16 protein-coding genes and 1 pseudogene are annotated in these 20,211 nt (G+C 33.9%); 6 read left to right on the top strand and 11 right to left on the bottom strand.

Annotation, left to right across the window (positions count from 1 at the left end):
* Positions 1-49 precede the first annotated feature (49 nt).
* From V6E76_RS07190 to V6E76_RS07200, 3 genes are read right to left on the bottom strand one after another with little or no spacing between them, the layout of a single operon-like run.
* Positions 50-1,426: an ABC transporter permease gene (locus V6E76_RS07190; protein ID WP_247351635.1), complete on the bottom strand. Its 1,377-nt coding sequence runs from the start codon at positions 1,424-1,426 to the stop codon at positions 50-52.
* Positions 1,426-2,082, bottom strand: coding sequence for an ABC transporter ATP-binding protein (locus V6E76_RS07195; protein ID WP_247351633.1), 657 nt, complete (start codon positions 2,080-2,082; stop codon positions 1,426-1,428). The genes V6E76_RS07190 and V6E76_RS07195 overlap by 1 nt, the downstream gene beginning before the upstream one ends.
* Positions 2,083-2,091: 9 nt before the next feature.
* Positions 2,092-3,369: an ABC transporter permease gene (locus V6E76_RS07200; RefSeq protein WP_247351631.1), complete on the bottom strand. Its 1,278-nt coding sequence runs from the start codon at positions 3,367-3,369 to the stop codon at positions 2,092-2,094.
* Positions 3,370-3,900: 531 nt separating this feature from the next.
* Here V6E76_RS07200 and V6E76_RS07205 point away from each other — a divergent pair.
* The 3 genes from V6E76_RS07205 to V6E76_RS07215 all read left to right on the top strand — a co-directional run bounded on the left by V6E76_RS07205 (position 3,901) and on the right by V6E76_RS07215 (position 6,064).
* Entirely contained in the window at positions 3,901-4,320 is a 420-nt protein-coding gene (locus tag V6E76_RS07205) for a hypothetical protein (RefSeq protein ID WP_247351629.1), read from the top strand.
* Positions 4,301-4,654, top strand: coding sequence for a hypothetical protein (locus V6E76_RS07210; RefSeq protein WP_499797740.1), 354 nt, complete (start codon positions 4,301-4,303; stop codon positions 4,652-4,654). Before V6E76_RS07205 ends, V6E76_RS07210 begins: the two co-directional genes overlap by 20 nt.
* 237 nt (positions 4,655-4,891) lie before the next feature.
* Positions 4,892-6,064, top strand: coding sequence for an iron-containing alcohol dehydrogenase (locus V6E76_RS07215; protein WP_166626470.1), 1,173 nt, complete (start codon positions 4,892-4,894; stop codon positions 6,062-6,064).
* Positions 6,065-6,168: 104 nt separating this feature from the next.
* Here the strand turns inward: V6E76_RS07215 and V6E76_RS07220 are convergent, their stop codons facing one another.
* The 7 genes and pseudogenes from V6E76_RS07220 to V6E76_RS07250 all read right to left on the bottom strand — a co-directional run bounded on the left by V6E76_RS07220 (position 6,169) and on the right by V6E76_RS07250 (position 16,745).
* Positions 6,169-7,974, bottom strand: a complete 1,806-nt coding sequence (locus V6E76_RS07220; RefSeq protein WP_166626373.1) for a M3 family oligoendopeptidase — start codon at positions 7,972-7,974, stop codon at positions 6,169-6,171.
* A 224-nt stretch (positions 7,975-8,198) separates the two neighbouring features.
* A pseudogene (locus V6E76_RS07225) lies at positions 8,199-8,749 on the bottom strand (cysteine hydrolase family protein).
* A gap of 214 nt (positions 8,750-8,963) precedes the next feature.
* Positions 8,964-11,093: a CDP-glycerol:glycerophosphate glycerophosphotransferase gene (locus tag V6E76_RS07230; RefSeq protein ID WP_247351622.1), complete on the bottom strand. Its 2,130-nt coding sequence runs from the start codon at positions 11,091-11,093 to the stop codon at positions 8,964-8,966.
* Positions 11,086-12,687, bottom strand: a complete 1,602-nt coding sequence (locus V6E76_RS07235) for a glycosyltransferase (protein WP_247351620.1) — start codon at positions 12,685-12,687, stop codon at positions 11,086-11,088. The genes V6E76_RS07230 and V6E76_RS07235 overlap by 8 nt, the downstream gene beginning before the upstream one ends.
* Positions 12,688-12,901: 214 nt before the next feature.
* Positions 12,902-14,065 carry a YSIRK-type signal peptide-containing protein gene (locus V6E76_RS07240; protein ID WP_247351618.1) on the bottom strand — a complete coding sequence of 388 codons (1,164 nt, stop codon included), beginning with the start codon at positions 14,063-14,065 and terminating at the stop codon, positions 12,902-12,904.
* 370 nt (positions 14,066-14,435) lie between these two features.
* A complete protein-coding gene (locus V6E76_RS07245; RefSeq protein ID WP_166626369.1) occupies positions 14,436-16,061 on the bottom strand; it encodes a BCCT family transporter in 1,626 nt (541 codons plus the stop codon).
* A 306-nt stretch (positions 16,062-16,367) separates the two neighbouring features.
* Positions 16,368-16,745, bottom strand: coding sequence for a VOC family protein (locus V6E76_RS07250; RefSeq protein WP_499797741.1), 378 nt, complete (start codon positions 16,743-16,745; stop codon positions 16,368-16,370).
* A gap of 178 nt (positions 16,746-16,923) precedes the next feature.
* Between V6E76_RS07250 and V6E76_RS07255 the strand changes: the two genes are divergently transcribed.
* A complete protein-coding gene (locus V6E76_RS07255; RefSeq protein ID WP_247351617.1) occupies positions 16,924-18,981 on the top strand; it encodes a heavy metal translocating P-type ATPase in 2,058 nt (685 codons plus the stop codon).
* Positions 18,982-19,047: 66 nt separating this feature from the next.
* Here V6E76_RS07255 and V6E76_RS07260 read toward each other — a convergent pair whose 3' ends face one another.
* Entirely contained in the window at positions 19,048-19,395 is a 348-nt protein-coding gene (locus V6E76_RS07260; protein WP_026865977.1) for a c-type cytochrome, read from the bottom strand.
* Between the two features lie 142 nt (positions 19,396-19,537).
* Here V6E76_RS07260 and V6E76_RS07265 point away from each other — a divergent pair, with 142 nt between their 5' ends.
* Both V6E76_RS07265 and V6E76_RS07270 read left to right on the top strand, forming a co-directional pair.
* The gene (locus V6E76_RS07265) at positions 19,538-19,966 is read left to right on the top strand and encodes an Rrf2 family transcriptional regulator (RefSeq protein ID WP_247351615.1); all 429 of its coding nucleotides are present in this window, start codon (positions 19,538-19,540) and stop codon (positions 19,964-19,966) included.
* Between the two features lie 115 nt (positions 19,967-20,081).
* The coding region (locus V6E76_RS07270; protein ID WP_499797742.1) for an NAD(P)H-binding protein at positions 20,082-20,211 on the top strand (130 nt) is incomplete at its 3' end.

The following is a 20,211-nucleotide window of genomic DNA, read 5'->3' on the forward strand; positions in this document are numbered from 1 at the left end:
GATACCTCCATTTGAATATATATAGCATATTATTTGATATATAAAAATTTTAATTATTGTCAATTAATAATTCTTTTGGATTCCTTCTTAATATATTGAATGAAGATATAATCAATGATACAAGAAGTACTAAACTCATAAATATAACTACATAAAATAAGAATATAGGTAATACGTTTATATCTAAACTTGATAAAGTCATGTTAAATCCTTCGGCTTCTGCCCCACCACCTAATTGGCTAGATGAAGATTGTTTAGCTATTTGTTTAGCTATATCATCAGTAACCTTATTCAATATATTGTTTCCAAGCTTATCAGCTGTATACTGAGCTAAGAAATAAGAACCAAGGAGTGCGGGGAAGGATATAAATACCATCTCGATTAGGAATTGACCAAAAATTTTTGATTTTGAGATACCCAATGACAGTAATACTGCTATTTCTTTCTTTCTTGCATTCATCCATAAAAATAACAATAATGAAACTACAACTCCTGCAAATATTAATGAGCCAGCAAATAATTTATTTGAAATCGAGTAGATACCTGATATAGATTGTTGCAATGCAGGGTAATTGGATGAACTTTTAATCAAATTATATTCTCTCCAATTTATATCTAATTTACCAAGATCTTTTATAACGCTATCAAGATTCTTATCACCTTTTACAAAGAATGTTGCATCTTGGTATACAGCCGTATCTTCTGTATTGCCATAAACTTTAGCAGCTGTATGAACATCAGTTATTAATGTATTTTCGTATAGTTCTTGTGCTGCACTTACTCCACCGCTATTATGCCCATCAAATAGACCTTTAATTTCTACTTCTACAGTTTCATCTGCACCTTTCTCATTATCAGCATCAAATAAATTAGATTTTATTTTTAATTGGTCTCCAACTTTAAGGTTATTCTTTTTCGCTAAATCTTTATGTATTAAGATTTTATTATTATCTTCATTTTCTAAATGCTTTCCTTCTACTAATTTATATGCTCCTGATACAAATTTTGTTTCTTTTGATGAATCATTAACCCCAGTTAACATAACTGTTCTTTTAAAATTCTTCGCTCTTTCAGGTGATTGATACGCAAGTGTTTCTTGAGTTTCAATAATATCAAGATCAACTAGGTCTGCGACACTGTTAATTCTTTTTATATAGGAGTCTATACTATCTGTTTGAGATATCTTTTTAATGTCTTCACCTTTTACATTTCCTCCACCTCTAGGTGTTCCTGGATTTACTTGTCTATTAATCTCCATAGTAAAACTGTTTGTTATATTAGCAAATGTTTCTTCCGAAGCTCTGTCTGTGGCATCTTTAACAGATAAACTAATGAGACTTAAAGTTGCCATTGATAAAATAACTAACATAATAATTAATGATTTTAAGCTTTTTCTAGTTACATAAGCAAATGCATTTTTTATCATTATTCAACCTCCAAATTCAATTCATTTACTTTTTTCAATTTTTTCCCACTAAGTTCTAAAACGATATCTGCAGAATCTGCTACTTCCTTACTATGCGTTACAACTATTACACATTTATTTCTATCTTTGGCTAATGTCTTTAATATATTAATTATTTCTCCTGCAGTAACACTATCTAGATTACCAGTAGGTTCATCAGCTAGTATAACTGGTGCATCTGATACCAATGCTCTAGCAATAGCTACCCTTTGTTGCTGACCTCCAGATAATTTCATAACATTTCTTTGTATTTGTTTTTTATCTAAACCTAGTTCAAACAAGATACTTTCATCTACTGATTTATTTACTAATCTAATATTTTCAATTGGTGATAAATAATCTATTAAATTATAATTTTGAAATACTAAAGAGATATTATTTTTTCTATGATTACTATAGCCTTTCTTTTCAATATCTTCATTCTTAAACAATATTTTTCCTGTTTGAGCTTTATCAAGTCCAGCAAGGATGGACAGAAGTGTAGATTTTCCTGTTCCTGACTTACCTACTATCGCATAAAACTTCCCAAGTTCAAATTTTTGATTTATTCCTGACAATACTTTTTCTTTAGAATTTGCATAACTGTATGTTATATTTTTCATTTCTAATATATCCATTATTTTCCCCTAACTTATTTTTGATAATATTTCTTTTGGCTTTTTAATTAATATAAATGAAGAAGCAATTACAACTGATAAAACAATAATGCTTAATAATATTAAATAACTTTCTCCAAGTGTTGATATATTTAACATAAAACTTCTATTATTTATTAAACTTCCAGCAGAAATCATTGAGTTCTCTGAGTTAATGAATCCTTCTACAATGACTTTTAGTAGTACATTTCCTAAAAATAAGCACGATATTATACTTGGTATAGATATGAATATTAACTCAAATATAAATTGCATTATAATTTGTAGCTTAGATGTTCCAATAGATAAAAATATACCTACTTCATATATTCTTTCTCTTATCCATAAAATCAAGATTAATGAAAGAACAATCATCCCACCTAACATGATGGAATATGTCATTATTTTTATAATATGTTTTATTCCGCTCACTGATTCTAAAGATTCTTCAAAAGCATTATTATCTTTCTCAATGGAATACTTTGACTTATCAATTTTAAGCTCTTTCAATTTGTTTAAGGCTAAGTCTGTAGATTCTAGACTAGCAGAATACATTAATATTTTATTTGCAATTTTATTATCTTCTGATTTATTTAATATCTCTTGACTTGTTGAATAATCTACAAAAACCATATTTTCACTAAAATCAGAAGATAGTCCTGTATATGTTTCCTGTTTTCTACCAGTAAAGATTCCTATAATTTTAAATTTATGACTCTCTATTGTCCCACTTTTTTCAATATCTAGTAATTCAAGATCAACTTCATCACCTAATTTTAGATTGTTTTGTTTAGCAAATTCTTCATGAACAATAATTGAGTTCTTATCATTTTTTTCTATATTTTTACCTTTTTTAATTGTAAATACTCCACTACTAAATAAAATATTTCTTTTAGTATTATTTGTAGCTTCGAGTGAGACAACATTCTTAAATTCGTCAGATAAATCTTCTCTATTTATTCTTTGCTCTCCGCTAACTACTTTAGCACCTTTTAATTTTGCTAATGCATCAAATTGAATTATTATTTCTTCAATTTCTTTAAATTTTTCAATATCTTTAAATTGATTAACATTAAAATATTGACTATCTTTTTTTGTTATTGATATTGAAGAATTAGAACTTTCATATAAAGCCTTTTCTATTTCATTACTTGATTTCATTATTGTTAAACAAGAGTACAAGCAAGAAAGAACTATAGTTAATATGATAAAAATTATTAAACTTCTGTTTCTCTTTCTTGTAATATATGCTAGTGCATTTTTTATCACGTTCCTAACTACTCCTCTCTATTTTCTTACTCCATAACTAATTGCATTCATTGGACAAGCATTTTTACATTGTCATCATCAGATACATTCTAGATGATTATAATTTTCAACTGGATCTATATTCTTTTGAAAAACTTATTACATCTACCTCAATTAATGAATGCACTTAAGCTCAAATATTACATAAGTAATATGCATACTCCTCCTGATACTATATTTTTTTATTTTTTCTCCTTTACTGTTTACAAAATAGCAGTTTATAACTACTTTGATTAATATCTTACACGTCTTTTGTGAAACGTTTATGAAATATAATCTTTTATATTTCTAAACCATGAAACTATTGCAACAATAACCTCCCTCATAGGAGTTGTACAATCAAGTGTAGACGATTCAGAATGTTACATTGATCAGGTAGAAGGTGTAAATCTTATTAAAATAGATGTACCACGAAGCCTAAATAAACCACATGCAATTAAAAATGGCATTAAAGACGAGATGTATATAAGATACGGCAACATGACGAACCCAATGCTGTTAGATGATTTACGCAACGCATTTGGAGATAAAAACATTACAGAGAATAAAATTAATAATTTTAAGAACGAAAGATTAAGTATGATTTTAGGTGATGAGATATTTGATGATCTAAATAATAGCTCGGCATTGGTCATTCACATCATTCCTGAAGCAAGTACAAAATTGGACAATTATATCGATCTAAAAAAAGCTGAACAAGACCAAAATCTAGATGTTTTCAGCCCAACTAAAATTGGGAGTGGACGTCGAGGTAATGTAATATATAATATGGACGGCATAATGGTATTTTATGAATCATTTAATAGCAATTTAAGTTCTTATACACAACTTTTTCATAATGGAAGTCTTGAAACAACGGAAGTTCGATTAAGGAACCGTACTAATGATACCAATGGGAAAAGCTATATATAACTGGTATGAATTTGAGAAACTAATAGCAAATAAAATATACAGCTTATCAAAGGTTATGGAGAAGGCTGATATTTCAAAACCATACTATGTTTTTACTACACTTCTAAACGTTAATGGCAAGCAATCAATTGGAGATTTTGAACTGTATCCTGAGAGCCCGATAAAAAGAAATATAGTTCACTCCGTACCTTCATATATCAATGAAGAAAAGAACTTTGCGCCGTCATTATATCCGTTGCTTACAAGCCTCGCAAACGCCTTTGGCATCAATAATTCTAGTATGTATTTTGAAGATGGGACTCCAAATATGGAGAGATTTGATTCTATGTCCTAATTATTCCGATATACATAAAGTATCAAGCGTCCGCATAGAAAAACGATACGCCGAGAGTTACCATAAGTGATATGTGTTTCACTATCTACAAGTCATAAAAATTCACAACACAAAAGACACTGGTGACCAGAGTTAATTTTTATCCAACAAAAGCTGACTACGGGTAAATAAAATGAGAAAGGTGATAATATGAACTTCGAATTATTTAAATGTCTTGCAAGAGGTTATCAGAAAATCATGAAACAGGCCGCGAAAGTGCTGGACTGGTCACCCCCTCTCCTCCTCCGTGGTGAGGGAATACTTGATATATTGCCAGATACACTATCTGCCAGAAATTATAAAAAAGTCTTGATTGTGACCGACAAAGGCATACGGGATCTTGGCCTGATGGACAATCTTCTGTATGGTCTCGAGGTAAAGAATATCGAATACATTATTTACGACGGGACGGTGGCAAATCCGACAGATCAGAACGTCAGGGAAGCCGCTGCCGAGTACAATAAAAATAGATGTACCGCGATTATCGGTTTTGGTGGGGGTTCTGCACTCGACTGTGCCAAAGGTGCTGCGGTCGTTGTAGGTACAGGCAATGCTGACCTGCATAAATATCACGGTCTTCTGAAAGTACGTAAAAAGCTGCCACCGGTGATTGCTGTGCCGACGACATCTGGTACCGGAAGTGAGGGCACGATAGCAACAGTTATAACTGATAGTAAGCGCCATATGAAATATGCGATATCCGATACGGTGCTGTTGCCGGAAATTGCAGTACTTGATGCGGAACTTACATCCAATTTACCGAAGACGATTACTGCGCACACGGGTATGGATGCGCTCAGTCATGCAGTTGAAGCCTACATCAATCTGAGCAATACAAAAGATACAAGGAAAATGGCAGAAGTTGCGGTTAAACTAATCTATGACAATTTGCCGTCAGCCTTCCACGAAAATGGTGATAGAATTGCACGTGAAAATATGCAGTATGCTGCTTACATTGCGGGACGCGCATTTACGAGAGCTTATGTCGGCAATATCCACGCATTGTCACATCAGATCGGTGCAAAATATCCAGTAACACATGGTGAATCGAATGCAATTATCATGCCTTACGTATTAAAGGAATACGGAGATACCGTACATGAGAATCTGGCCAAACTGGCTGATTGTGCAGGTGTGACTGCCCCGGGTGATACTGACAAGGTAAAAACAGAGAAGTTCATCGACAGTATTCTAGAGATGAATAAAAATCTCGGCATCGGTAATCATATCGCTGATATCAAAGAGTCTGATATCGATGAAATGGCCGGCTACGCATTTGATGAAGCGAATCCGAATTATCCCGTACCAGTGATTTTCAGTAAAGAGAAATTTAAAGAGATGTATATGAAAGTGAAGTCTGGAGAAATGTAATAAAAGCGTACTAGAGCCTTAGCTCTAGTACGCTTTTATTTAACTTGAGTACTTTCTTTTGCTTGTAACTCGTATTTGTTTAATTGCTAATGTGTCCCTATACATTAAACATATGATTCTGTTAGCTCTAAAAACTCTTCAATATCTTTATGCACTGAATCCAGTGCTTGTTGCCAGAAGTCTGGTTTTCTTAGGTCAACATTTAAGTGTTTTTCAGCAAGGTCTTCTGTAGTCATGCTTGCAGTATCACGAAGCAGTGCAATATAGTCATCTTCACGTAACGTTTCGTCTTCTAAGAAACGGTTGTATATACCTAAGCTAAAGAAGTATCCAAATGTGTACGGGAAGTTATAGAATGGGACACCTGTAATATGAAAATGTAACTTTGTTGCCCAGAACATTGGATGGTATGAAGAAAGTTCATCTTGAAAGGCTTCTTTTTGTGCTTCTTTCATCAGTTCTTTCAGTCTGTTACTATCTACAGTTCCTTTTTGGCGTTCATCATAGAAATTGCGTTCAAAGATATAGCGTGCATGGATATTCATCATAAAAGTCGCACTTCTAGCAATTTTTTCATCTAGTAAGTTGATTTTTTCTGCATTTGACGTTGAATTTTCAATAGTTGCGTTTGAAACGACAAGTTCTGCAAATGTAGAAGCTGTTTCTGCAACGTTCATTGCGTAACGTTGGTTGAATAATGGTAAATCACGTAAGACATAGCTATGGAATGCGTGTCCGAGTTCATGTGCGAGTGTTGACACATTGCTAGTGCTACCGGCAAACGTCATAAAAATACGCGACTGTTTAGATTCAGGAAGGTTTGAACAGTATCCACCAGGGCGTTTTCCTGGACGATCTTCCGCTTCAATCCACTGCTCTTCAAAAGCTCGACGTGCCATCTCTGACATTTTTGGACTAAATGATTCAAAGTTATCGATAATAAATTCTGCCGCTTCATTGTAGGTATACTGCTTGTTTTTATAATCACCCACATCAACACTTGCTGAAACATCAAGCCATCCTAATTGATCAACACCGATGAGTTGCGCCTTTCGTTCAAAGTACTTTTTGAAAGGTGCTTTATTTTTTGTAATTGTATCCCACATCATATCAAGTGTTTCTTCTTCCATACGGTTGTAATCTAGTGGTACTTTCATATAATCTTTATAATCGTGAAGTTCATAGTCGTTTAAACGGAATCCTGATAAATGATTGAGTGTTGTAGAGAATAAATCAGCTTTCTCTTCCCATGTGTTTTCCCACGTTTTTAAAAGTTTTTCACGAACTTTTGGATTCTCTTCTGACTTCATCTTGTTTTCAAATTGACCGGCTGAATAATAAACAGTTTCGTTATCTTCAGTTACTGGAATTTGAATAGAAGCGACGAGTTGATTGTACATATTCCCCCAGCCCTGTAAGCCGTCTAATGATAAGTGATTGATGATTGTTTCTTCTTCTGTGGATAGTAAATCTTTTTCTTTTTGTCGTTTTTCTTCTAACGGGAAATGCATCGGTTTAAAGAAATCATCCTCTAACAGCTTTGTAAATTGGTCTTCAGTCAGGGCACTGATCTTTTTATTTAATATAATGTTCTGTGATGAGAGATCTTTAACTAAGTTACGAACTGCATTTAAATTCTGCATTGCTTTTTGATCGGTAACATCAGCAGATACTAAACCATTCGAAAAGCTCCCCATCTCACCAAGTGCGTTTGAAATTTTTTCGTAGTGTTGTAAGATCTCCTTCAGTGACGTAAAGTCGTTAGAATGTTCGTCTAGCTCCCAATTATCGAGTTCTCGAGAAAAAGCTGTAATACTTTCCCCTATTTCTGATAACCGCTTTTGAAAATCTTTTGATGCACTTCCGCCAGGAAATACACTCTCCATATCCCAATTGTTTTTGTAGTTCATCAATTTCCTTCCTTTCTAAAGTAAAATTGGTTACTTTAATCATACAGGAAATCGATGTAGAGAAACATCAATCACTTCAATAATGAAAAAGACTACCTAACTTGCTTGAGCAAGGAAGGTAGCCATCTATTTATTTTTATGAATTATTCTTCATCTTCTGTGTAACCTTCTTCTTGTATCAGCTTTGCTGATTTCTTCCTGTGAGTTTTAAATATTAGTACTGTTTATTGTTGTTGAATAAAATCTTCTGTTGTATAAATATCAACATTTAAAAAGTCTAGTGCGCTGATGAATGCATAGTGTGCATCCTCTGCTTTAATAACATGACCCTGATAAGTTAACTCACGTGAAGCACATGCATCTTCAACGACTGATACTTTATAACCTAAGTCCGCTACAGTTCTAGCAGTCGCATCAATACACATGTGTGTCATCATACCAACAATCACAACATGATCTATATTTTGAGCTTGCAACTTATCGTGTAGTTCTGTATTAACGAAACTGTTAGGAAATTGTTTTACAATAAGCGTTTCATTATCTTGAGGCTGTATAACTTCTCTAATTTCTGCACCTTCGGTATCAGGAGCGAAGAAACCCATTGATTCATCAGGTGCAATATGTTGAACATGGTAAATATTTTCACTACGATTTTCTCTAAACCATGTTAATATTTTTTGGCATTCTCTGCTGCATTTTCAGGATTACTTAATGGATATTTACCACCCGGGAAATAATCATTTTGAATGTCGACAATAATTAAAGCTGTGTTCATGTTTATCCATCCTTTACTGAATTTAATGTTCAATATTTAGATTAATTGGAAAGATAATATGGTACTAACTAATGTTCAAGTGTGAATTATTGTAGTTGGTATAGTGTAATTCATTTTGATATAAAAAGACTTCCACAACAGCCTTGTTATGGAAGTCTTTAATTATATTAGGCCAACATACCGCCATCGATCTATTATTCGGGTCAGAGTTCAATCATTTTTCAAACACTGCATCAACCACTTTTTCTGAGGCTCTTCCATCATCCCAGCTACAGAATCGTTCATAAAATTCGTTGTAGCGATCCTCGTATTTTTCATTTACTGCATCAATGTTTTGGATTGCATCCATCACCTCATCATTGTCCATGAGCAATGGACCCGGAAGCTCGGTCTCCATATCGATGTAGAAACCACGTAGCTGTCCTTGATATTTTTCAATATCGTAAGTAAAGAATAAGATTGGACGTCTAAGATTCGCATAATCAAAGAATACAGATGAATAGTCAGTGATGAGAATATCAGACATCAAGTATAGTTCGCTCACGTCACTGTAACTTGAAACATCGTATGCAAAGTCTTCTAAACCTGTTAAATCCATGTTGGAGGCAACAAGATAATGCATTCTGAGTAGAATGATGTACTCATCTCCAAATTGTTCTTTCATTCTATGAAGGTCGAGTTTCAGGTTGAATTTGTACTTACCAACTTTGAAATATTCATCATCACGCCACGTTGGTGCGTACAGAATAATTTTCTTATCCGTTGGTATACGGTTTATTCGTTTCAATCTATTGATCGTATCTTCATCATTATGGTTCGTTAAAATATCATTTCTTGGATAGCCAGTTTTCAGCATGGTGTTATTGAACCAAAACGCTCTTCTGAAGATATCAGCAGAATACTGATTAGGCGCAATTAAATAGTCCCATTTATTAGTTTCACGGTTAAAGTTTTTCTTATATCGTACGGCATTAGTACCTGGCATGTGGACATTATCCATATCACCAGCCAGTCTTTTAAGCGGCGTACCATGCCAAGTTTGCAGATATGATTGTTCTGGTCTTTTAATATATTTGTTTGGCATTCTTACATTACTCACGATATATTTGGCTCTAGCAATATAGTAATAATATTTGAGAGTGTTTCGTTTAACAGTCTTAGGATTACCAGGTATCTTGTTCGAGTTATTCATCACCCATACATAATTATAGTTACTCTTGTTTTTAAGCATGTATTCATAAATATATTTGGGACTATCGGAGTAAGATTTCCCTTGGAAACTTTCGAAAACAACGAGCTTATCCTTGGGCTTCATATAATTGAATATACGTTTATAAATTAATTCTTTCCTGCCCTTTCTTGAAGAGATTCCATTTTTAATATCTCTAAGAAAATGGTTCAAATTACTAAGTTTTCGGAAGCGAGGTTTGTTGTTAGATTTTATAACTTTTACATCATTTTTGAGTATGAAATCCTTGTTTTTCAGTCGATCCGGATCAATTTTATTTATACTCTCTACTAGACCAGAAAAGTAGTAATCGATTGTGGTATCATCTCTGAATTCAGTCACCAAACGTTTTCTATAGAAGTTAAGGAGTTTGTCATCTAGATATTTTCGTCCTTCTGCACTCATATTATCTGATCTCAGCTGATTATAGACGCCAAAGAGATCGGGTGTGAGTTGTTCGAGAGAAGACTGTCTAAGTGTCGGGTTGTTAATTGGGTCATTCCCTCTTCTTCTGAAATAGATTGCTTCCTCGGCGTAAGGGACTATATCAATTTCTTCCATCAATGGAACCATAAAAGTGAGGTCTGAATAAGTTTTAAATTGTTCAGAAAATCTTAGATTCATATTATCGATAAAATTCTTTGAAATCAGATAGTTGATTGCAGATTCTGATCTAAGCAGGTTGTATCTTCTAGTTGAATACATTTTTATTTTATTTGTACCGGGTAGTATAATGACGGAACTTGTGCTGAAATCCGTCGTTTTCATTCTTCCACGAATCATCGGGAATTCTCCGATGCTGTCATGTAGTAGTTGCAACATGTTCTCGGCAATATAATCGTCGCTATCTAGAAAATACAGGTAGGCACCTTTTGCTTGTTCAATTCCGATATTTCGCGTGGCACCGACATAAATATCTGCAGGCGTATTAATAAATCGATACCTGTCATCATTTAAGTACTCATCATTAACGATACTTTTTAATGTCTCTATATCTGAGTGTAAGACGAGCGCCTCGAAATTTGTGTATTCCTGGTTTCTTAGTGACTCTAAAGCTGTATTAATATATTTTTCATTATTTTCTGCTGGAGTGATAACAGAAATTAGGTTATTCATTGTGATTGTTCCTTTCTAATACTTCAAGTAACGTGTCTGTTAGAGAAAACCATAGTTTCTGGTAGATTTCCTTGCTAAATTTTGTTTGAATTGTATTTTTTGCTTCATTACCCATATCTCTTGTTTTTTCAGGGTTCTTTAACATGTGTATCATTTTTTCTGATAAAGCATCTATATCACTTTTGTCTATGAGGAATCCATTTACACCATCTTCAATCATATCAGATGGTCCATATCTTATATTATAACTCACAACTGGCGAGCTATTTGCCATGCTTTCCATGACTGCAAGAGAGAAACCTTCGGCATTGGAGGTTAGGACTGACAAACCACCGCTTTGGTATATTTTTTCAGGATGCTCAGTATAACCTTTAATCAATATATTATCACTGAGATCGAGTGATTTTATCAAGTCTGCATATTCATCTTTTTGATCCCCAGATCCCCAGATTTCTAATTTAGCTTCTGGAACTTCTGTGACCACTTTTTTAAATGCTTGGATGGTATGGTCTATATTTTTAATGCTTGCAAATCTTGATACAATTACGACTTTAGACAAATCTCTTTTAATTTGAGTACTGTCTTGTTTCTCATTAATAAAAATGGATTTTAACCCTTTTGGCTTAGGTGCTTTCGCTTCATAATAATTTGGAATGACATGAACTTTATTCTCAAGTCCAAAACGGTTAACGATATCATGCTTCTGTTTGTCTGTCAGCACAATCAATGCATCGACATTCTTTATATTTTCTATTGCATAGCCATTTCGTTTATTTAACTCAGAATCAGGATTATCTGGATTTTTAAGGTGATTACTGTGCATGCGGAGTGATCTTACTGTGTTTGGATGCTTTAGTTTAACAAGTAATTCATCCGTGCTACGTGTATCTGAGATTGCCATTATTCTTTCATTTGATTCGTTCAATACACTTTTTAGCCAGTGAATTTTATGAGGTATGGTATCTCCAGTTGTCTCACTGATTATATTATTATTTGAGCCTAAATGGATGACCCGGCTGATCTTTCCAGTTGAAGGATCTTTCCAAAAATTCAAGAATGCTTTTCCTGTTTTATCGAAAAACAATTGTTGTCTTACCTTGTTTTCTTCAAAGCTGAAATACTGCACCCTAGTCATATGACCATAGTAGTTGTAATTTTCTCGTTTCACTCTATAGCGATTTTCATTAAAGTAGTCAATGAAATCTAGAGTATCGTCCTTACGTAGAGCGATATATTTTTCATATAGACCATTATTATAAAGTCTATAGGCATTATGATTTTTTCTCTGAGATATGGCATAGTGTTTTTCGTAATCAGATAATTTCACTTTAACTTTACGCATATTGATTTTATCTTTATTTCCGTATAGTGCCTTTTCTTCAAACATATTACGTATGACGACATTATTACTTACTTTGCCCATCTCTTTGAGTTTTTTACAGATGATAGGAAAGCGCGGTTCATAGTTGAAAGTTAGTATCTGGGTATCATAACCAGCATCTGCAAAGGTACTCGCTTGTCTTAAAGATGCATGCGTGAGGCCACCTCTATTAATATCTATGGAGTTTAGCAGAATTATAATCCTAGGTTTCATAAAATCATCCTTATCTGATTCTCGTTCATTAATATACTATATTACTCTGATTATATTATAATCGTAAAATTTAAATGTGTATTTGGGTAAAAATGAGCGCTTCAAACTTACTTATTATTAAAATATGCTTGATAAATGTTAACACATTATACAATGTTTAATACCCTAAAAAGGAAAAGAGCAAGCAATTTCTTAATCAATTAATGATTAGAAACTACTTGCTCTTAAAAATTTTAGAAATATAGCTTAATTTAAGATGATAGTACGAATTTTTGTTAGATTTTTTACGTCTAGAAAACAGAAGAATTGAGCCTAGTAATGAAAGTACAAGTGCAAATGTTGGAAGCAATGCATTTTGTGATTCACCAGTGTCTGGTAATTTTTCTTGACTAGTCTTAAATGTCATATCCTTATCGATATTAGGCTGACTGGATACTTTTTCTGTTTTAAACTTCTGTACTTCTAGGTTTGAAGCATCAACTTGTTGATTTACATATTCGAATGTAGAGATATTTTTTGAGTTTGAAGAACTTGACTGTTTTGTTTCTACTGTCTGTTCTATTGAATCTATGTGTTCAATTGATTCTGCAGGCTCAGTCGGCTCCTTTGGATCTGTCGGATCTGTTGGCTCCGTTGGCTCCGTTGGTTCGGTCGGATCCGTCGGATCGGTTGGTTCTGAAGGGTCAGTTGGCTCTACAACTTTAGTACCTACTCGAATAATTTTGTTTACAGGGCTAGAAGTTGAACCAGTTTCGGGATAGTTTTCATCAATATAAGACAATGATTCCTCTGGATCTTCACTTATACTATCATCAGTAACAATCTCTTCAGGACTATCATTTATTTCTTCTGTATTTTGAGGTTCTTCGATGTTTACTTCTTGCTCACTGACAGTCTGGTCTATAGACGGTGTTTCCCCAGTGGGTACTTCTTCTGTTTCTGTAATTGAATCTGCTTCATTAACTTCTACATTATTTGTTTCTTGTGTAGTCACTGCTTCTTCTACAGAATCTTGACTTTCAATTTCTTCTGTAGGTATAACTGCTTGTTCGGTTTGAGTAGTGGAATTAGATACGGCATCTTCTGTTGTTTCTTGTTCTTGTGGGGTAACATCTTCAGAAGTAAGGGGTGTAGCATTGTTTTCTTCTATAGAGGTAAGTGCTTCATCAGTTTGATTAGTTGAGGTGAGTTCAGTAGTTTCTAAATTCGTATCTTCCGTAGTTTCAAGTGTGTTATTATCAGCAGTCACTTCATCAGCTTGTACAACAAGTGAACCACTTAGAAAGATTAAAGTACCTATGATTAGGGACCCTACACCAGTTTTAAACTTACGGATTGAGTAACGATTCAGTTTCTTATTTTGTTGGTTGTTTTCCATGTTTCATCTCCAGATTCAATGTATAGGAAATTATTGGTTATATATCCTAATGTATCTATTAAGTATTTTTTGAAGAAACTGTCAATTACAATATTTTCTGATTATAAGAAAAGAAGAATTAGAAGGCTTATATGACAAGGGATTTGACTGAATTTATCAACTTTAAGCATTTAAAAACGTAAAGTTGAAGGAGGCTATTTAATCATTTGTTTGAACTGAGGATAGACGAAACATTCTAGTAGAGGACTAAAATATTACTTAGAATTTAGATAAGTAATTGCATTATAAAAATAGTTGTATAACTAAAATAGAGACTACCTCTAAAAAGGTAGCCTCTGTCTTAGTTACGGAAGAAGATCGAACTTACAAACTAGTCTTCCCACCATTTATTTTTCTCTTTGGCATATGTGATAGAAAGCGTTCGTCTCTCTTTTTCTTTCACATTTCTTGATCGTTCTTCAAGCTTAACACGGTCGTTACTTAAAGTTTTAATGAACGATATCATTAGCATTATAAATATGATGATTAAAGGTACACCAGCTACTATAGAAGCTGTTTGTAATAGATTTAATGCATCGTCACCACTAATGAGTAATAGTGAAAATGGTAATAGTGATAAAGCAAATGCCCAGAATAAACGGTTCCAACGATATGGCTCATCTTCTATAGATGTTTGAGTTGCACCAGCGAGAATATATGAACCTGAATCGAATGTTGTTGCTAGATATATAATTGCTGTGATGACAAAGACAGCAATTACTAATTTACTTAAAGGCAATTGGCCTAAGACAGCCATTATCGCACCTGGCCCACCTTCATTACTCAGTACTTCTGTTACAGAAAATGTGCCTGATAATTCTAACCATAAACCGTAGTTACCTAGTATTCCAAAGAATAATACACTTCCTAAGGTACCATAGACGATAGTACCTAAGATCACTTCTTTTAAATTTCTACCTTTGGAAATACGTGCAATGAATAATCCTACGAATGGCGCATATACTAACCACCATGACCAATAAAATACTGTCCATGACTGAGGGAAGTTTTCTTCAGGTATATCTGCACCAACGCCACCAAATGGTTCGAGCCAGGTTGCCATTCTAAAGAAATCAGTAATCATTAATCCGAGGCTAGATAGCGTTGTTTCCATTATGAAAACAGTTGGCCCTAAAATGAATACAAACAATAATAAGCCAAATGTTAACCAGATATTAATATCACTTAAAATCTTAATTCCGTATTTAAGTCCTGAATACGAACTAACTGCAAAAATTAATGTAGCGACTACTAATACACCAATGCGAATTGCCATGGTATCTCCGTCGATATTAAAAATCGAACCGATACCGGCTGCAATCATTGGTGTCCCTAAACCGAGTGTTGTACCAGCTCCGCCGAGTAAACCAAAAATAAATAATACGTCTATTATTTTACCGACCCAATTATCTGCATGCTTACCGAGTATAGGTCGACAAGCGTGACTTATTTTAATTATAGGTACTTTTTTAACATATAAAGAGTAAGCGATTGGCAAGGCTGGTAGTACATATATTGCCCATGCAATAGGACCCCAGTGGAACATACCATATGTAGCAGCATAGTTGACAGCTTCTTCACTTCTTGGTTCTAAGTGAAACGGTGGTGCATCGTAGTAGTATGCCCATTCAATCACACCCCAATATAAAATACTTGAACCAATACCAGCACAGAATAGCATGGCTGCCCAGCTAAGCGTATTAAACTCTGGCTTTTCTGATGCTTCTCCTAAAGTCACATGACCATATTTACCAAATGCGATGTAAAGTACAAAAAGTAAAACTGCAAGTCCAATGCCTAAATATACAGTTCCTAATTGACCAGTTACAATCTCATTTAATGACAGAATAACCTGTTCACTGACTTCTGGGAAATAGATTAAAGGGATGACCACAGCAAATAAAACAATAACAGCTAGTATGAAAGTTCCCCAATCCATTGTTTTAAAATGTTTCATAAAAAACCTCCATTATTTAATCGATTACCTAATTGTAAGTCGTTTTAAGACTAACAAAGTAACTAGCTTTTTCAAATTGACCGAAGAAGATTAGTTTCAATTATAGACATTATAGATTTTATTTTCTTATCAAAATTTCGTTTAGTTGAGTGTGAAAGTGGTTAAAATTTTTTAAAATTGTATTCTTAAGGAGTTCATAAGAGAAGTCTTTACGAGTGTATTTTATGAGTATGATATGTTTTAAAATATGATATTCTACAATTCTGATAAAAGAGTGCTATTATTTAATGACGAGATACTTACTATTTACAAGGCATTATAAAACTCTATTACATTACTTTCTGGATCAAGTATATGGAAGCATCTTATTCCCCATATATCACGATTTGTCGGTTCTGTAATTACATTTGTTTTAGATTTAAAATCTTCATAGGTTTGGTCAACATCATCTACTTCAACTACGATAACTTGTTTATGGTTTTTATATTCAGTTTCATCGTAGAAGTTCAGGGCTTTTATCATATGTTCTTTTATAAATAGGGATAAATAAACTTCTCCCAATTTAAAGTCAGCATAGTTAGAGTTTTCATTACCAAAAACACATTCTAATCTCAAAGTTTCATTATAGGAATTAAACATGCTTTGATAGTGATCAGTTAATAACCTAACATTTGTTATTTTCATGTTAAACCACTTTCCTTCTAGAATTTCTTCTTTTTTAATACCAATCTTTATAACTTGTTAATCTCTATATTTTTAGTTCTGAACCTTTATTTACTTAATAGCAAACAGAAAGCTTTATACCCCCCTACAGTATATGGTATAATTCACTTAATGAAGTAATTACAAAGAGGTGAAATTTTTGGAACATAATGAAAAACATTACGAACATGGTGACAAAAATCATCACCAACATGACGAACATACACAACACAACCATGATAATCATACTGGTCACACTCATCATCATGGAAATTTTAAGGTGAAATTTCTTGTTTCACTGATTTTTGCGATTCCAATTATTTTATTTTCCCCAATGATGGGAATTGACTTGCCGTTTCAATTTACCTTTCCAGGATCTGATTGGATTGTCTTAGTACTAGCGACAGTTTTATTCCTCTATGGTGGACAACCATTTTTAGCGGGTGCGAAGAGTGAAGTAACTAGTAAGAAACCAGGTATGATGACGCTCGTTACTCTCGGTATTTCTGTTGCATATTTTTATAGTTTATATGCTTTCTATATGAATCATTTTACTGATGCAACATCTCATACAATGGACTTTTTCTGGGAACTAGCAACACTGATTTTAATAATGTTACTTGGACATTGGATTGAAATGAATGCAGTTGGAAGTGCTGGAGATGCACTTAAAAAAATGGCTGAGCTCTTGCCTAATACTGCAATTAAGGTAGTAGAAAATGATGAACGACAAGAAATAAACATATCAGATATTATGATTGATGATGTTGTTGAAGTTAAGGCAGGAGAAAGTATTCCAACAGATGGTTTGATTGTTAAAGGGCAGACCTCGGTTGATGAGTCTCTAGTAACTGGTGAGTCTAAAAAAGTTCAAAAAGAATTAAATGACAGTGTAATCGGAGGTTCGGTAAACGGCTCTGGTACCATTCAAGTTAAGGTAACAGCGACTGGCGAAGATGGATATTTATCACAAGTTATGGGACTTGTAGATCAAGCCCAAAATGATAAATCTAGTGCGGAACTTCTATCTGACAAGGTAGCAGGCTATTTGTTCTATTTTGCGGTTAGTGCTGGTTTGATTGCTTTTATTATCTGGCTTCTAATCAATAATGATGTCGATTTTGCACTTGAGAGACTTGTTACTGTACTGGTCATCGCTTGTCCACATGCCCTTGGATTAGCAATCCCATTAGTCACGGCGCGCTCTACATCTCTTGGTGCACAAAATGGTTTAATTCTAAAAAATAGAGAGGCTGTGGAAACAGCGGGAGATATTCATTATGTCATGATGGATAAAACCGGTACTTTAACTGAAGGTGTATTCTCAGTAAATTACTATGAAAGTTACGTAGATGAATTAAATGATGAAGATGTACTAAGTAAGTTTGCATCATTAGAAAGTCAGTCTAATCATCCACTAGCAAAAGGGATTGTGGATTTTGCTAAAGAAAAAGATACCTCATATTCTACTCCTCAGGATGTAAATAATATCCCAGGGGTTGGTTTAGAAGGTATGATTGATGATCAACATTATAAAATAACGAGTGCCTCTTACATTGATAACAATCAGATTGACTATAATAAATCACAGTTTACAGAGCTGGCACAACAAGGCAACTCAATTAGTTACTTAGTCCAAGATCAACATTTAATCGGCATTATTGCTCAGGGTGATAAAATTAAAGAAAGCTCTAAACAAATGGTTTCTGATTTAAAATCAAGAAATATTACACCGGTTATGCTTACAGGTGATAATAAAGAAGTAGCTGTAGCAGTTGCTAGAGAATTAGATATTAACGACGTTCATTCAGAGTTAATGCCTGAAGATAAAGAACGTATTATCCAAGACTATCAAGCGCGAGGTAGTAAAGTCATGATGGTGGGAGATGGTATAAATGATGCACCAAGCTTAATTAGAGCAGATATCGGCATGGCAATTGGTGCGGGTACTGATGTTGCAGTGGAATCAGGCGATGTGATACTCGTTAAAAGTAACCCATCTGATATTATTCATTTCCTATCTCTTTCTAAAAATACGATGAGAAAGATGGTACAGAACTTATGGTGGGGAGCGGGATATAATATCGTAGCGGTACCACTCGCTGCAGGTATCTTAGCATTTATGGGTCTCATTCTGTCTCCTGCTGTAGGTGCAATTTTGATGTCTCTGAGTACAATTATTGTGGCTATAAATGCATTTACTTTAAAATTAGAATAGATGAAATAAGCCCCACTTAAGTTAAGAAATCCAACTTAAGTGGGGCTTATTATCGGGAGGCTAAAGTTATTGTTCGCTAAAGAATGTGTAGAGTGCAGATAGTTCATCATTACTAACTTGATCTTCACTGAAGGCAGGCATCTGTCCTTGACCATTCCTTACAATTTCTTCGAAATCATCTTGACTTAAGCTCGTTCCTGCAAGTGCTGGACCCATATTACCTGAGAAATCTTCACCATGACAAGATGCACAGTTATCTCTCGCAATGCCTTCAGCGTCAACGTCACCACTCGATGCACTGCTATCTTCTTCTGTTGAAGCATCTTCTGTACTTTCTTCATCTGCACCCCCACATGCTCCGAGTACAAGCACCATAGACAGACCACCAGCCATCAACAATCTTTTGAAATTCATGAACTGACCCCCTAATATTTTTAAAGATACTATATATTTAATATACCCAACTTTTATAAAAATAGATCAATTTATGTATTTAATATAGAATGATTGACTTTCATTTTAGATGTAACTACAATGGTTACATGAGGTGATTGAAATGAAAATTAGCAGTCGTTTCACAGTTGGTGTTCATATACTGACTTTAATTAAGATTGAACGAGAATATACATTGTCTTCAACTCAGATTGCAGAGAGTGTAAACACTAACCCTGTAGTTATTAGAAGATTAATGGGTAAACTTAAAGAAGCGGGTTTCATAGAAGTTTCACGTGGAAATACAGGTGCTAAACTTTTAAAACCATTAGATGAAATCACATTGTTTGATGTGTACAAAGCTGTAGAAGTAGTAGAAAGTGGACATCTTTTTCAAATTCATGAAGATACCAACCCTAAATGTACAGTAGGTGCTAATATTCAAATGGTCTTGGAAGTAATTTTAGAAAGTGCTCAAGGTGCAATGGAAGCAGTACTAAAGGATGTTACTTTAGACAATATTGTTAATAAGATTCTAGTGAATAACGGATAAACTTATCCCTCTCTCTATAATGTAACTGTAATTGTTACGGTTACAATTATTGAACGTTATTTAATTCATTCAACCCACTCTACTATCTAAATTTAAAAATTTAGGAGGAAAATTTATGAAAATTGGAATCATCGGTGCAAGTGGAAAAGTAGGTAGTCTAGTATTAGAAGAAGCACTTGAAAGAGGACATGATGTAACTGCAATCGTTAGAAATGCTTCAAAAATAACAAATGACAATGTGGAAG

Source organism: Jeotgalicoccus huakuii (assembly GCF_036665975.1).
Lineage (GTDB): Bacteria > Bacillota > Bacilli > Staphylococcales > Salinicoccaceae > Jeotgalicoccus > Jeotgalicoccus marinus.